The following is a 12863-nucleotide window of genomic DNA, read 5'->3' as shown; positions in this document are numbered from 1 at the left end:
TTCCCGCGGTAACACGAGTGCCGGAGGTTTCTTATGTGGATTGGGGTGATTAGCCTCTTCCCGGAAATGTTCCGAGCCATTACCGAGCACGGGGTAACGGGTCGGGCCGTCAAGAGTGGCCTGCTGCAGATTGAGTGCTGGAACCCCCGGGAGTTTACCCACGACAAACACCGTACGGTCGATGATCGTCCTTATGGTGGTGGGCCCGGCATGTTGATGATGGTTCAGCCGCTGCGTGACGCGATTCATGCAGCCAAGCAAGCGGCGGGAGACGGGGCGAAAGTCATCTATCTCTCTCCTCAGGGACGCAAGCTGACTCAAGCGGGCGTAACCGAGTTGGCGACGAATCAGAAACTGATTCTGGTAGCCGGTCGATACGAAGGTATCGATGAACGCGTGATACAAACCGAGGTCGACGAAGAGTGGTCTATCGGGGATTACGTGTTAAGTGGTGGCGAGTTGCCTGCCATGACCCTGATCGATGCGGTTTCGCGTCTGGTTCCTGGGGTTTTGGGTGATCAGGCCAGTGCCGAGCAAGACTCCTTCACGGATGGCTTGCTGGATCATCCCCACTACACTCGGCCGGAGTTGTTGGATGGATTGGCGGTGCCCGAGGCGCTGACAAGCGGCAATCACGAAGTGATTCGACGCTGGCGTCTCAAACAGTCGCTCGGACGAACCTGGCAAAGAAGGCCGGAACTTATTAACAACCTAGCTCTGACTGACGAGCAAGAATCACTTCTTGCCGAGTATGTCCGCGAAGTGCGTGACAGCGTTAAGTAGAGTTTTCAGTTTATCCTAGGTAAGGAAAGACAATGAGCAAGATTATTCAGCAGCTTGAACAAGAGCAACTGCGTACCGACATCCCGGCATTTGCCCAGGGCGACACCGTACGTGTTCAAGTTCGTGTTAAAGAAGGTGGCAAAGAGCGTCTGCAGGCTTTCGAAGGCATCGTTATTGCCAAGCGTAACCGCGGTCTGCACTCTGCTTTCACCGTTCGCAAGATCTCCAACGGCGAAGGTGTTGAGCGTGTATTCCAGACTCACTCTCCGCTGATCCACAGTGTAGAACTGAAGCGTCGTGGTGATGTTCGCCGCGCCAAACTGTACTACCTGCGCAACCTGTCCGGTAAAGCTGCTCGTATCAAAGAGAAGCTCAACTAATTCGATTCGAATTGGTGTCGATATGTCGGCAAATAGCTCGACAGGTAGTGAAAAGGCTCGCCAATGGCGAGCCTTTTTTGTGTCCGCTGTTCAGGATCCTGACCGTACGCCAGCGTTCTGACCGCAGCTTACTGATTGACCCGTACCACAGAGTTGTCCCGTCCGAAGGGGCCTGGCACATAGTCGTCCGCCTCCCAGTCGTTGTCGTAGAGCGTCTCTCCGTTCGGTTTCACCAGCTGGTAGCAGTATTCGAAATGGCTGGGGCCATCGGTGGGCAGGTTGAGAGTGGTCCTGAACTCCCCGCTCTTCATCCGTTTGAGCTCTATGGGTTGCCACTGGCTGAACTCTCCCAGCAGCAATACCTGCTCAGCTTCACCTGCAGCCTCTTTTTCCACCGCGAAGGTCACCTTGACCTCGGGGCGGGACTTGAGAAATTGCTTGTTGATCGGCATGACGCCTCCTTGTCATTGATTGCGAAGAAATAGCTACTGTCTATTTTTATATCACTTTATGGCAAGGATGTTTATAACGGAGATCAAAGGGGCAGGGCAAAGTGTCGTTGCAGCAGGCCATGAGTGAACCCTATCTTGAGGTAAAAGCCTCGTGGCAGTGTCAAAATTGGCTGACCATTGCGGCCGATGGCACGGGTCAGCGCCTTGTTGTTGGCTGCCTTGGGGCGTAACTGCATCACCTGACCATGGCGAGCACTTATCTGCTCGACCTCTCCCAGCACTATCATGTCCATCAACTCTTCCCAGTCCTGGCGCAGCAATTTATCTTCCTCTTCACTCGGGCTCCACATCAGCGGCATGCCGATCCGGCGCTCTCCTACGGGGATATCACGGCTACCCTCCACCGGGATCCAGAGTACTCGCGAGAGCTTGTTGCGCACATTCGACTCTTCCCAGCGCTGACCGCTGACGCCGATCAGTGGTGCTACGCAAACGAAGGTGGTTTCCAGCGGCTTGCCATAAGGATCGATGGGGATCGTCTTGAGCTCGATGCCGAGCTCGGGGAAGTCCTGCTCCGGCTTGCTGCCTGCGCTGGCCCCTAGTTGCCACTCGATAAGTTGACCGACCCAGCCCTTGTCCCGCCTCAAATCGCGAGGGACAGCAATGCCTGCATCGCTGGCCAGCTGTGCCAGCGAGAAGCCAGCCATGGCGTCGGCACGGGCCAGCAGTTCCTGTTCTGACTGGGGATTGGTGGGCATGAATGACTCCTGCAAAGGGGAATTATTTTAGCAAGTCTGATCCTTGATGAGGATCGCTGTTTTTATAACCGTTCCTGGCAGGGGGCTGCACAGGGGGGGACGTTTTGTAGGTGAGGACTTATCATAATGATTTTTAAAGAGTTTGTCTTTATAGCGCAGATCTTCCCGGCACAGGATCCCGAGTTGAAATAGTTGTCCAAGGGTTTGCTCATGCTGTTGCACACAGTTATCCACAGAAATCTTGGATAACTGCCGTAAAGTGGTAATAGTCAGGGTGTTGTTACAAAAAAATGTGAAACTGCACCGATTTTTGCTGCGATGGCAGGGCAGATAGTGTGCCACTCCTGTGGATAAATTGGCCGTGGTGGATCTTTGAACAGTTGAACTTGTTCACAATCGGGATCCCGGATCTCCGGCGGGGAAAGACATGGATCTTGATCCAGCATTGTTCATTTAACACTATGTATTTAAATACATATTTTGTTTTTATCACCATGCTGTATGCTGATGCTTAATTTAGAGTAGATAACCAAAACTACTGTATATACCCGCTTGCTAACAGGCTTATGCACAGTCTGGGTGGGCAACTTGCGGGGCTTGATCCTGGGGTTTGTTTATAAGTCGGCTTGAAATTGAAAGTTATTCATGCGTGGGGGATTGCAGTCCTTGTTTGCTGCCACGGAGTGAATGTGGAACAATCTCCTTATAGATTCAGCCTTTATAAGGTGATCACGTGATAGATGGCGACGGGTTTCGTCCCAATGTCGGAATCGTGATCTGTAACCGTGACGGGCAAGTATTGTGGGCTAAGCGCTATGGGCAGCACTCCTGGCAGTTTCCGCAGGGAGGAGTTGATGACGGTGAGACGCCAGAACAGGCCATGTATCGTGAGCTGTATGAGGAGATAGGCCTCAAGCCCGAGGATGTGACCATCATGGCCACCAGTCGCAACTGGCTGAAGTACCGCTTGCCAAAACGCCTTGTTCGTTGGGACAGTTCACCGGTCTGTATTGGCCAAAAACAAAAATGGTTCTTGCTACAGCTGGATCCGGGCAGGGAGTCCAGGATCCAGTTCGGCTGTCATGGTCACCCCGAGTTTGATGATTGGCGTTGGGTCAGTTTCTGGTACCCGGTACGCCAGGTTGTCTCCTTCAAACGGGAAGTCTATCGACGGGTGATGACGGAGTTTGCCCCGTTGGCGATGCCAGTGCCTGTGGTGCAAGTAAATCGGAAAGATGGGCGGCGCAACCGCTCTCGCTAAGGAGCACATTCGTTGCTGACGGATCTCAGACGCATCGTCGAAAGCATGGCCGAAGCCAACACTCTGGAGTTGGCTTTGCAGGCATTGGTCAGCCAGACCCGGCGGGCCATGACAGTGGACTGCTGTTCCGTCTATGTGTCTGAGCCGGACATGCGCCGCTACCGACTGGCTGCGACCGATGGTCTGGCCGAGTCGGCGGTGGGCAAGGCAACCCTGCCGTTCGAGCAGGGTATCGTCGGTCTGGTGGGCCAGCGCGAAGAGCTGATCAACCTGGCCGATGCCCCCTCCCACCCCAGTTTCAAGTTTCTGCCGGATGTCGCGGAAGAGGCGTTCCGCTCCTTCCTTGGTGCTCCCATCATGCATCAGCGCCAGGTGGTGGGCATTCTGGTGGTGCAACAAAAAGAGAGCCGCCGTTTCGATGAGGGGGAGGAGTCCTTCATGGTGACGCTGGCAGCCCAGCTGGCCGCGCGCATCGCCCAGGCCCAGGCCAAGGGCTGGTTGCAGAAAACCGACTGGAGCAAGCCACTGCGTGGTATCGCCGGTGCCAGTGGCATCGCCATGGCCAAGGCCTGGGTGTGGCGGCCTCGCAAGGAACTTAGTGCCATCACACCGCGCAAGGATGAGGAGCACGCCAAGCAGCTGGAACGGTTGAACGTGGCAGTGGAAGTGGTGCGCCACGATCTGGAGAGTCTGGCGCTGCGGTTTCGCGAGAGCTACAGCCAGGATTCGGTCGCCATCTTCGACATCTATCTGCATCTGCTCAACGATCCCGGTTACATCAAGCCCATCCGCAACAAGGTGAGCAAGGAGCACTGGACGGCCGTGTCGGCGGTCAAGCTCATCAGCGACCGGCTGATCGATCAGTTCAAGGGGATGAAGGATCCCTACCTGCAGGAGCGCTCCACCGATGTGAAGGACATAGCCCAGCGGCTCATTAGCCGGCTGGTGCAGAATGAACCTGAACACATCACGGTCGGCGAGCCCGTGGTGCTGGTCGCCGACGAGGTGACGGCCACCATACTCGCCGAGGTGCCGCGGGAATTCCTGACCGGGGTTGTCTCCCTCAAGGGGGGCACCAACTCCCACGCAGCCATTTTGGCCCGTGCCATGGGGGTGGCGGCCATCATGGGGGTGGATCTGCCACTCGGCGACATAGGCGGTCGCATGCTGGTCGTCGACGGCTACAGCGGCGATCTCTTCATCGAGCCCAATCAGGTGATCCTGACCGAGTATCGGCAACTGCTCAACGAGGAGCGGGCGCTCGATACCCTGGTGCGCAGCGTCGACAACCAGCCATCGGAAACCGCCGACGGTACTCCTGTCTCCTTGCTGCTCAACGCGGGCCTGAGTGCCGACACCGAGATCTCCCTCAATCATCTGGCGGACGGGGTCGGGCTCTATCGCACCGAGATCCCCTTCATGCTGCAGGACAGCTTCCCCTCCGAGTGGGAGCAGACGGCGCGCTATCGCGGCATCCTGGAAACCTATCGCAATCGTCCTGTCTGCATGCGCACGCTGGATGTGGGGGGCGACAAGCAGCTGCCCTATTTCCCCATCGTCGAGGAAAATCCCTTCCTTGGCTGGCGGGGGATCCGGCTCACCCTGGATCACCCCGAACTGTTCCTGGTCCAGCTCAAGGCCATGCTGCGGGCCAGCGAGGGGCTGGACAACCTGGCCATCATGCTGCCGATGATCAGCAGCGTCAGCGAAATCAGGGCCTCCCGCCGGCTGCTGGATCAGGCCTGGCGAGAGGTGTCGGAAGAGGCGGCCAGCCGCGATGCGGTGATCCGCTACCCCAGCCTGGGGGTGATGATAGAGGTGCCGTCCGCTCTCTATATACTGCCCGAGATGGCGCCGCTCATCGACTTCTGGTCGGTGGGCAGCAACGACCTGACCCAATATCTGCTAGCAGTGGATCGCAACAATGCCCGCGTCGCCAACATCTACGATGCCTTCCATCCCGCGGTGATCCGCGCCCTGCAACTGCTGGTCGATGCCTCCCATCGCTACCAGAAACCTGTCTCCGTGTGTGGCGAGCTGGCCGGCGATCCGGTCGGTGTGCTCTTGCTGCTGGCCATGGGCTATCGCCGCTTCAGTATGAACACCCACAACATTGCCCGCATCAAGTACGTGCTGCGTCAATCCACCCTGAGCGAGCTGACCGCGCTGATGGCCGACGGCCTCAAGCACGACAATCCTCACGTGCTGCGCGGCCTGTTCGCCCGTTACCTGGAAGAGCACGGTCTGGGCGGCTTGCTGCGAGCCGGTCACAAAACGAAACAGACTGATTGATAATCATGCCTTGTCCCTGCTGACGAATGATCGGAAAATGCGGCTTTTCTTATGACTGGGGCCGCATATGCAGCACGATGGATATTGGGTTTTCTCGCAGGTTGATCCTGTAGCATTCAGTTTGGGGCCACTATCGGTACGCTGGTACGGTCTCATGTATCTGTTTGGTTTCGCCTTCGCCATGTGGTTGGCGGGGCGTCGCGCCGATACACCGAACAGCGGCTGGACCCGCAACGAGGTCTCCGATCTGCTGTTTTACGGCTTCCTCGGGGTGATCCTGGGTGGCCGGGTCGGTTACGTGCTGTTCTACAACTTCGACATGTTCCTGGCCGATCCCATCTACCTGTTCAAGATCTGGACCGGCGGCATGTCGTTCCACGGTGGCCTGATCGGGGTCATCACCGCCATGATCTGGTTCGCCCACAAGACCAAGCGCCACTTCTTCACCGTGGCCGACTTTGTGGCACCGCTGATCCCGTTTGGCCTCGGCGTGGGTCGCATCGGCAACTTCCTGAACGGCGAGCTGTGGGGCCGGGTCACTGATGTGCCCTGGGCCATCATATTCCCTGAGGCTGGCCCGGAGCCGCGCCATCCCTCCCAGCTCTACCAGTTCGCACTGGAAGGTGTGGTGTTGTTTATCATCCTCAACCTGTTCTGGCGCAAGAACCCGCCCCGTGGCGCCATCTCAGGCCTGTTCCTGTTCTGCTACGGCCTGTTCCGCTTCCTGGTGGAGTTCGTACGCCAACCGGACAGCCAGCTTGGTCTCTATTTCCAGGAGATCAGCATGGGCCAAATCCTGTCTATGCCCATGATCGTCGCCGGAGCTCTGATGGTCTGGGCTGCTTACAAGCGTCCGCAGTTGTTCGGTAATGCCGGGAAGGAGGTCAAGCAATGAGGGTTTATCTCGACCTGATGCAGAAGATCCTGGATGAGGGCACCGTCAAGTCCGATAGGACTGGTACTGGTACCGTCTCCCTGTTCGGCCATCAGATGCGCTTCAATCTGGCGCAGGGTTTCCCGCTGGTCACCACCAAGAAATGTCACCTGCGTTCCATCATTCACGAGCTGCTCTGGTTCCTCAATGGCGACACCAATACCGCCTATCTGAAAGAGCAGGGTGTCAGCATCTGGGATGAGTGGGCAGACGAGAATGGCGATCTGGGTCCGGTTTATGGCGCTCAGTGGCGCTCCTGGCCGGCGGCCGATGGTGCTGTCATCGATCAGATCCAGCGTGCTGTGGATGACATCAAGCACAATCCGGATTCGCGCCGCATCATAGTCTCAGCCTGGAACGTAGGTGAACTGGACAAAATGGCGCTGGCTCCCTGCCACGCCTTCTTCCAGTTCTACGTGGCAGATGGAAAGCTCTCGTGTCAGCTCTACCAGCGCAGCTGTGATGTCTTCCTCGGCCTGCCGTTCAATATCGCCAGCTATGCTCTGCTAACTCACATGATGGCTCAGCAGTGTGATCTGGAAGTGGGCGACTTCGTCTGGACCGGGGGTGATGTGCACCTCTACTCCAACCATATGGAGCAGACTGCGCTGCAGCTCTCTCGTGAGCCGAGGCCCTTGCCTCAGCTGGCGATCAAGCGAAAGCCCGATTCCATCTTCGACTATCGGTTCGAGGATTTCGAAATCCTGGGGTATGACCCTCATCCCGGTATCAAGGCGCCCGTCGCCATCTGATCGAAAGGCGCCCCAGGGCGCCTTTTTCATATATCAATACAATTTGAAATTCATTTCATCGGTTGAGCCGTTGTCGTACAGAGGACGGCGAGAACCGGCAAATCGCAGATGCCTCTCCATTATATTCTCGGTTTTCCCGTTGTATTTAGCAGTAAGAAACGATTTTCCATTAATTGTTATGGGATATAGACTCAAATCAAATCAAATCAAAGCAATGCCGAGGATAATTTAACCATGAGTGATGTATTCAAAAAATTTCTTAAGCTGGAGGCCGCCTCCGGAATCATTCTGATCATGGCGGCCGTGCTGGCGATGATACTGGCCAACTCGGGTCTGGCGAGTGGGTATCAGGCGTTCCTGGATACGCCGGTACAGGTGCGAATCGCAGCTCTCGATATCAACAAGCCGCTGCTGCTCTGGATCAACGACGGCTTTATGGCCATCTTCTTCCTGTTGGTCGGGCTTGAGGTCAAGCGGGAAATGCTGGAAGGAGCACTATCTTCCCGCGTGCAGGCGACTTTCCCTGCCATCGCTGCAGTCGGGGGCATGCTGGCACCGGCACTCATCTACACCTTTTTCAACTACTCGGATGAAGCTGCACGTGCCGGTTGGGCTATTCCGGCTGCGACCGATATCGCCTTTGCTCTCGGCGTGATGGCATTGTTGGGCAAGCGGGTTCCGGTCAGTCTGAAGGTGTTCCTGCTGGCTCTGGCCATCATGGACGACCTTGGGGTCATCATCATCATAGCGCTCTTCTATACCCAGCAGCTGTCGCTGGAGGCACTGGCAGTTGGCATCCTTGCGACCCTGACTCTGCTGTGGATGAATCGTCGTGGCGAGGACAGGATTGGCCTCTACATGCTGGTCGGATTGGTACTCTGGGTTGCGGTGCTCAAGTCTGGCGTCCATGCGACCCTGGCTGGCGTGGTCGTGGGCTTCATGATCCCGCTCAACGGCAAGCGTTATGCCTCACCGCTCAACGGCAAGCGTTATGCCTCACCGCTCAAGCATCTGGAGCATGCTTTGCATCCCTGGAGTGCTTATTTGATCCTGCCGCTGTTTGCCTTTGCCAACGCCGGGGTCTCCCTTGATGGAATCGGTTTGTCCTCCCTGCTGAGTCCGGTTCCAATGGGTATCATGCTCGGGTTGTTTGTGGGCAAACCGCTTGGGGTATTCACCATCAGCTGGCTGTCGGTCAAACTGGGCATTGCTCAATTGCCGAGCGGGGTCAACTTCAAGCAGATTTTTGCCGTCAGCATTTTGTGTGGTATCGGTTTTACTATGTCGATGTTCATTGCATCGCTGGCGTTCGAGCATGGCGGATTGGATTACGGCAGCTATTCACGTCTCGGGATCCTGGTGGGGTCCACGCTGGCGGCAGTCGTCGGTTATCTCGCCTTGCGGATGTCGCTTCCCAACAGGGAAGCGGATCAAAGCACGGAGGGGTTATGAGAAAATACGGGTGGTTAATGATACTGATGAGTCCGGCTGTTTGGGCTGGCAGTCTGGAGGATTGCAAGCAGGATGCAGTATCGGCGAGCTGCTCTGCCTATTTGAACGGTGTGGTCGACAGCGCACTCATGTTGGGAGACAAGCAGGCCAAGGCCAAGTTTGGTGAGACCTTCGCCGAGCGAGCGCTGAGCAGCCGGGCTGGTGAGATGGTCAAGCAGTCCAACAAGCGTTATTGCGGTGAGCGGATGCCGGACAAGGCCCATCTCAAAAGCACACTGCAGGCGAACTTCACTGCAAACAAGGTTGACTCGATCAGCGACATGTATGACATTCTGGCGGCTGAACTCAGCTGCTACCGGAGTCCGCGTACTGCGGGAACCCCATCGGATGTCACACCTTAACTACAATCACCTCTACTATTTTTGGATGACTCAGAAGAAGGGCTCTGTCACCCAGGCGGCGGAAGCCCTTTTTTTGACACCACAGACAGTGACCGGTCAGATCAAGCTGCTGGAGCAACGTCTTGGCGGCAAGCTGCTGATGCGCAAGGGGCGAACTCTTGAAGCCACTGAGCTCGGTCAACTGGTATTTCGTTACGCCGACAAAATGTTCAGCCTCTCCTACGAGATGCTGGATATCGTCAACTATCGCAAGGAGAGCCAGATCCTGTTTGACGTCGGCATCGCCGATGCACTCTCCAAGCGCCTCGCCAGTCGGGTATTGCTCTCTGTCATTCCCAACGATGGCTCCATCCACCTGCGCTGTTTCGAATCGACCCATGAGCTCTTGCTGGAGCAGCTGAGCGAGCACAAGCTCGACATGATCCTCTCCGACTGTCCGGTTGACTCCAGCCAGCATGCAGGCCTGCTCTCCAAGCGACTCGGCGGTTGTGGAGTCAGCTTCTTCTGCAAGGCGCCTTTGCCTGAGAAAGCCTTTCCGGCCTGTCTGGAGGAGCGTAAGTTGCTGATCCCGGGTCGCCGCACCGCCATGGGTCGCCAGTTAACCCAGTGGTTCGAGCAGCAGGGGATCTCCCCCAGCATTCTCGGCGAGTTCGATGATGCGGCCCTGATGAAGGCGTTCGGCTTCTTCAATCAGGGTATCTTTATGGCGCCAACCATCTACCGGGAAGAGATCCTGGAAGGGGAAGAGGTGATGCTGATTGGGGAGACCCAGGATCTGATGGAAGAGTATTACGTCATCTTTGCCGAGCGCATGATCCAGCATCCGGCGGTAAAACGGGTGTGCGAGAGTGACTTCTCCTTCCTGTTTGCAGGTCAGGAGGACTTTGCCACGATTCAACCGGCAACCCTGTCATTTTAAATCGACGGCTCACAGAGTATGATTCTTGCCTCGAGCGAAAGGGGATGAGATGCAACTGGAAGAGATGGAGGCGAATGCAAGCCGTGCTGTGGCACTGCTCAAGGCGCTGGCCAACGAGCGAAGACTGTTTATTCTGTGCCAGCTGCTGGACAGGGAACTGTCTGTAGGGGAGCTTAATGAGGTACTCGGATTGAGCCAGTCAGCCTTGTCACAGCACTTGGCCGTGCTTCGGCGGGATGAGTTGGTGGAGACGCGAAAAGAGGCCCAGACGGTCTACTATTCGCTGCGCAGCCACGAGGTGCGCGAGATGATAGGTTTGCTGCACAGACTGTATTGCAGCGCAGATAAATAAAAAACCGGCACTAAGGCCGGTTTTTTTAGCGTTATTCAGCCGGAGCTGATTAAGCCATAGCTTTGATCTGGGCAGACAGGCGGCTCTTGTGACGAGCAGCTTTGTTCTTGTGGATCAGGCCTTTGGTAGCCATGCGATCCATGATCGGCTGAGCGGTAGCAAAAGCAGCAACGGCAGCAGCTTTGTCGCCAGAAGCGATGGCAGCAATTACTTTCTTCAGATAGGTACGGGTCATTGAACGACGGCTGGCGTTGTGTTGACGACGTTTCTCTGATTGAATCGCGCGCTTCTTAGCAGATTTGATATTAGCCAAGGTAAAACTCCTAAAACTGTCTTAGCGAGTGTATTGAAAAGGCCCGGAAATATGCCTTCTCAACCACATATTGTCAAATGATTTGTGCAAATAAACACCGCCCCCCGGTGGTGTGTCAGTTGGGAGGCGGTTAAACTGTCGGCCGATTCTAGCAGCATTCTTTTCATTCTGACAGTTCCAGAGGCCTCGTCTTGAGTAAGAAATTGATCAAATCCGGCATGATAGTGTCCGGAATGACGCTGGTGTCCCGTGTGATGGGCTTGGTTCGCGATGTAGTCATCGCCAATCTGCTTGGTGCCGGGGTAGCCGCAGATGTCTTCTTCTTTGCCAATCGCATTCCCAACTTTTTGCGTCGTTTGTTCGCCGAAGGTGCTTTCAACCAGGCTTTCGTTCCCGTGATGACGGAGTACAAGAAAAATGGCGACGAGCGTGAAGTGCGCGAATTGCTGGCTGCGGTAGCGGGTACTCTGGGGGGGATAGTGACCGTCGTGACCCTGCTGGGCGTGTTGGGTTCTGGCGTGTTGACTGCGCTGTTCGGCTGGGGCTGGTTCTGGGACTGGTTGCATGGCGGGCCCGCTGCCGAGAAGTTCGAGCTGGCCAGCCTGATGCTCAAAATTACCTTTCCCTACCTCTGGTTCATCACTTTTACCGCCATGGCGGGGGCCATCCTCAACACCTTTGGCCGTTTCGCGGTATCCTCGTTCACCCCTGTGTTTCTCAACCTCACCATGATAGGGGCGGCTTGGTGGATAGCGCCCCTGCTGGAGAGACCCGAGATTGCTCTCGCGATCGGTGTCTTTCTGGGTGGTTTGGTGCAGTTCCTGTTCCAGTATCCCTTTCTGCGTCAGATCAACATGCTGGTGTGGCCCAAGTGGGGTTGGCGCCACCCAGGGGTGGTCAAGATCCGCACCCTGATGATCCCGGCGCTGTTCGGGGTGTCGGTCAGTCAGATCAACCTGCTGATCAACACCATGCTCGCATCCTTCCTCGCCACCGGCGCCATCAGCTATCTCTATTACTCGGATCGCCTGCTGGAGTTCCCCCTCGGCCTGTTCGCTGTGGCCATCAGTACCGTTATCCTGCCTGCGCTGGCCAAGAAGCATGTGGATGCGGACCCGGCTGACTTCTCTCGTACCATGGACTGGGGGGTACGGATGGTGATGCTGCTCGGCCTGCCGGCCATGGTGGGGATAGCCGTGCTGCGTGAGCCCATACTGCGAGTGCTCTTCATGCGCGGCGAGTTCGGTATGCATGAGGTGAGCATGTCCAGTGCCAGTCTGTTGGCTTCCACCACGGGCCTGTTGTCGCTGATGTTGATCAAGGTGCTGGCACCGGGCTACTACGCTCGCCAGGACACCAGGACGCCAGTGCGGATCGGGGTGATGTCCATGATCGCCAACATGGTGTGCAACCTCATCTTCATCTTCCCCCTTGGCTATGTGGGGCTGGCACTATCCACCGCCTGCTCAGGTTCGTTGAATGCGGCTCTGTTGTTCAAGGGCTTGTATCAACAAGGGGTCTACCGTCCGTCCCGCAATACCGGGCTGTTCTGCCTCAAGTTGCTGGTGGCGACCGTGCTGATGGGAGGCGTGCTTGCCTATCTGTCACCGGATCTCGCCCAGTGGGCTGCCTGGAGCATGGGCAAGGCCAGCTTGCAGCTGACCATGCTGCTCTGCCTGGGAGGGGGAATGTACGGGGTCATCCTGCTGGTACTTGGCATTCGGCCAAGACACCTGAAAGCAGGTCAGCAGCAGGACTGACCCTGCTGCACCATCCGGGATTGCCTCGGCGGGCAGGGGATCTGGGCAAGATGC

14 protein-coding genes are annotated in these 12863 nt (G+C 56.5%); 11 read left to right on the top strand and 3 right to left on the bottom strand.

All coding sequences use genetic code 11. The features are described from left to right. The first annotated feature begins 33 nt into the window (after positions 1–33). Positions 34–783 (top strand): tRNA (guanosine(37)-N1)-methyltransferase TrmD, encoded by a 750-nt coding sequence (gene trmD / locus AXW79_RS07350; protein WP_005313508.1) that lies wholly within the window; start codon positions 34–36, stop codon positions 781–783. A 32-nt stretch (positions 784–815) separates the two neighbouring features. Then, complete coding sequence (gene rplS, locus AXW79_RS07345; RefSeq protein WP_005313505.1) at positions 816–1163, top strand: 50S ribosomal protein L19; 348 nt, start codon at positions 816–818, stop codon at positions 1161–1163. 128 nt (positions 1164–1291) lie between these two features. Here rplS and AXW79_RS07340 read toward each other — a convergent pair whose 3' ends face one another. After that, on the bottom strand, positions 1292–1615 hold the full coding sequence (locus tag AXW79_RS07340) for an isoamylase early set domain-containing protein (protein WP_005313501.1): 324 nt from the start codon (positions 1613–1615) through the stop codon (positions 1292–1294). A gap of 83 nt (positions 1616–1698) precedes the next feature. Then, entirely contained in the window at positions 1699–2373 is a 675-nt protein-coding gene (gene mutH / locus AXW79_RS07335; protein ID WP_005313499.1) for a DNA mismatch repair endonuclease MutH, read from the bottom strand. A gap of 733 nt (positions 2374–3106) precedes the next feature. On the opposite strand from mutH, the gene rppH reads away from it, so the two are divergent. The 8 genes from rppH (at position 3107) to AXW79_RS07295 (ending at position 10736) form a co-directional block, all read left to right on the top strand. After that, the gene (rppH, locus tag AXW79_RS07330; protein ID WP_005313497.1) at positions 3107–3634 is read left to right on the top strand and encodes an RNA pyrophosphohydrolase; all 528 of its coding nucleotides are present in this window, start codon (positions 3107–3109) and stop codon (positions 3632–3634) included. Between the two features lie 12 nt (positions 3635–3646). Continuing rightward, positions 3647–5926 carry a phosphoenolpyruvate--protein phosphotransferase gene (gene ptsP / locus AXW79_RS07325; RefSeq protein ID WP_005313495.1) on the top strand — a complete coding sequence of 760 codons (2280 nt, stop codon included), beginning with the start codon at positions 3647–3649 and terminating at the stop codon, positions 5924–5926. A gap of 67 nt (positions 5927–5993) precedes the next feature. After that, positions 5994–6821 (top strand): prolipoprotein diacylglyceryl transferase, encoded by an 828-nt coding sequence (lgt, locus tag AXW79_RS07320; RefSeq protein ID WP_011898348.1) that lies wholly within the window; start codon positions 5994–5996, stop codon positions 6819–6821. Further along, positions 6818–7612, top strand: coding sequence for a thymidylate synthase (gene thyA, locus AXW79_RS07315; protein WP_005313492.1), 795 nt, complete (start codon positions 6818–6820; stop codon positions 7610–7612). Before lgt ends, thyA begins: the two co-directional genes overlap by 4 nt. Before the next feature lie 234 nt (positions 7613–7846). Next, positions 7847–9064: a Na+/H+ antiporter NhaA gene (nhaA, locus tag AXW79_RS07310; protein WP_005313489.1), complete on the top strand. Its 1218-nt coding sequence runs from the start codon at positions 7847–7849 to the stop codon at positions 9062–9064. Continuing rightward, positions 9061–9465 carry a hypothetical protein gene (locus AXW79_RS07305; protein WP_011898350.1) on the top strand — a complete coding sequence of 135 codons (405 nt, stop codon included), beginning with the start codon at positions 9061–9063 and terminating at the stop codon, positions 9463–9465. The genes nhaA and AXW79_RS07305 overlap by 4 nt, the downstream gene beginning before the upstream one ends. Next, positions 9452–10384, top strand: coding sequence for a transcriptional activator NhaR (nhaR, locus tag AXW79_RS07300; protein ID WP_005313483.1), 933 nt, complete (start codon positions 9452–9454; stop codon positions 10382–10384). Before AXW79_RS07305 ends, nhaR begins: the two co-directional genes overlap by 14 nt. A gap of 49 nt (positions 10385–10433) precedes the next feature. Further along, complete coding sequence (locus AXW79_RS07295) at positions 10434–10736, top strand: ArsR/SmtB family transcription factor (protein WP_005313481.1); 303 nt, start codon at positions 10434–10436, stop codon at positions 10734–10736. A gap of 49 nt (positions 10737–10785) precedes the next feature. Here the strand turns inward: AXW79_RS07295 and rpsT are convergent, their stop codons facing one another. After that, positions 10786–11049: a 30S ribosomal protein S20 gene (gene rpsT / locus AXW79_RS07290; RefSeq protein WP_005892298.1), complete on the bottom strand. Its 264-nt coding sequence runs from the start codon at positions 11047–11049 to the stop codon at positions 10786–10788. 191 nt (positions 11050–11240) lie between these two features. Here rpsT and murJ point away from each other — a divergent pair, with 191 nt between their 5' ends. Next, complete coding sequence (gene murJ, locus AXW79_RS07285) at positions 11241–12809, top strand: murein biosynthesis integral membrane protein MurJ (protein WP_021138579.1); 1569 nt, start codon at positions 11241–11243, stop codon at positions 12807–12809. Positions 12810–12863 lie beyond the last annotated feature (54 nt).

It is taken from the genome of Aeromonas salmonicida subsp. salmonicida (genome assembly GCF_001643305.1).
GTDB lineage: Bacteria > Pseudomonadota > Gammaproteobacteria > Enterobacterales > Aeromonadaceae > Aeromonas > Aeromonas salmonicida.
Note: the sequence above shows the minus strand (reverse complement) of the source record. Positions and strands in the feature narration are given on the sequence as shown.

Excerpts from the sequence above, each read along its gene's own strand:
- mutH (WP_005313499.1), bottom strand. The coding sequence starts at position 2,373 with ATGCCCACCAATCCCCAGTCAGAACAGGAACTGCTGGCCCGTGCCGAC.
- AXW79_RS07340 (WP_005313501.1), bottom strand. The coding sequence starts at position 1,615 with ATGCCGATCAACAAGCAATTTCTCAAGTCCCGCCCCGAGGTCAAGGTG.
- AXW79_RS07295 (WP_005313481.1), top strand. The coding sequence starts at position 10,434 with ATGCAACTGGAAGAGATGGAGGCGAATGCAAGCCGTGCTGTGGCACTG.
- AXW79_RS07305 (WP_011898350.1), top strand. The coding sequence starts at position 9,061 with ATGAGAAAATACGGGTGGTTAATGATACTGATGAGTCCGGCTGTTTGG.
- rplS (WP_005313505.1), top strand. The coding sequence starts at position 816 with ATGAGCAAGATTATTCAGCAGCTTGAACAAGAGCAACTGCGTACCGAC.
- nhaR (WP_005313483.1), top strand. The coding sequence starts at position 9,452 with ATGTCACACCTTAACTACAATCACCTCTACTATTTTTGGATGACTCAG.
- nhaA (WP_005313489.1), top strand. The coding sequence starts at position 7,847 with ATGAGTGATGTATTCAAAAAATTTCTTAAGCTGGAGGCCGCCTCCGGA.
- trmD (WP_005313508.1), top strand. The coding sequence starts at position 34 with ATGTGGATTGGGGTGATTAGCCTCTTCCCGGAAATGTTCCGAGCCATT.
- thyA (WP_005313492.1), top strand. The coding sequence starts at position 6,818 with ATGAGGGTTTATCTCGACCTGATGCAGAAGATCCTGGATGAGGGCACC.
- lgt (WP_011898348.1), top strand. The coding sequence starts at position 5,994 with ATGCAGCACGATGGATATTGGGTTTTCTCGCAGGTTGATCCTGTAGCA.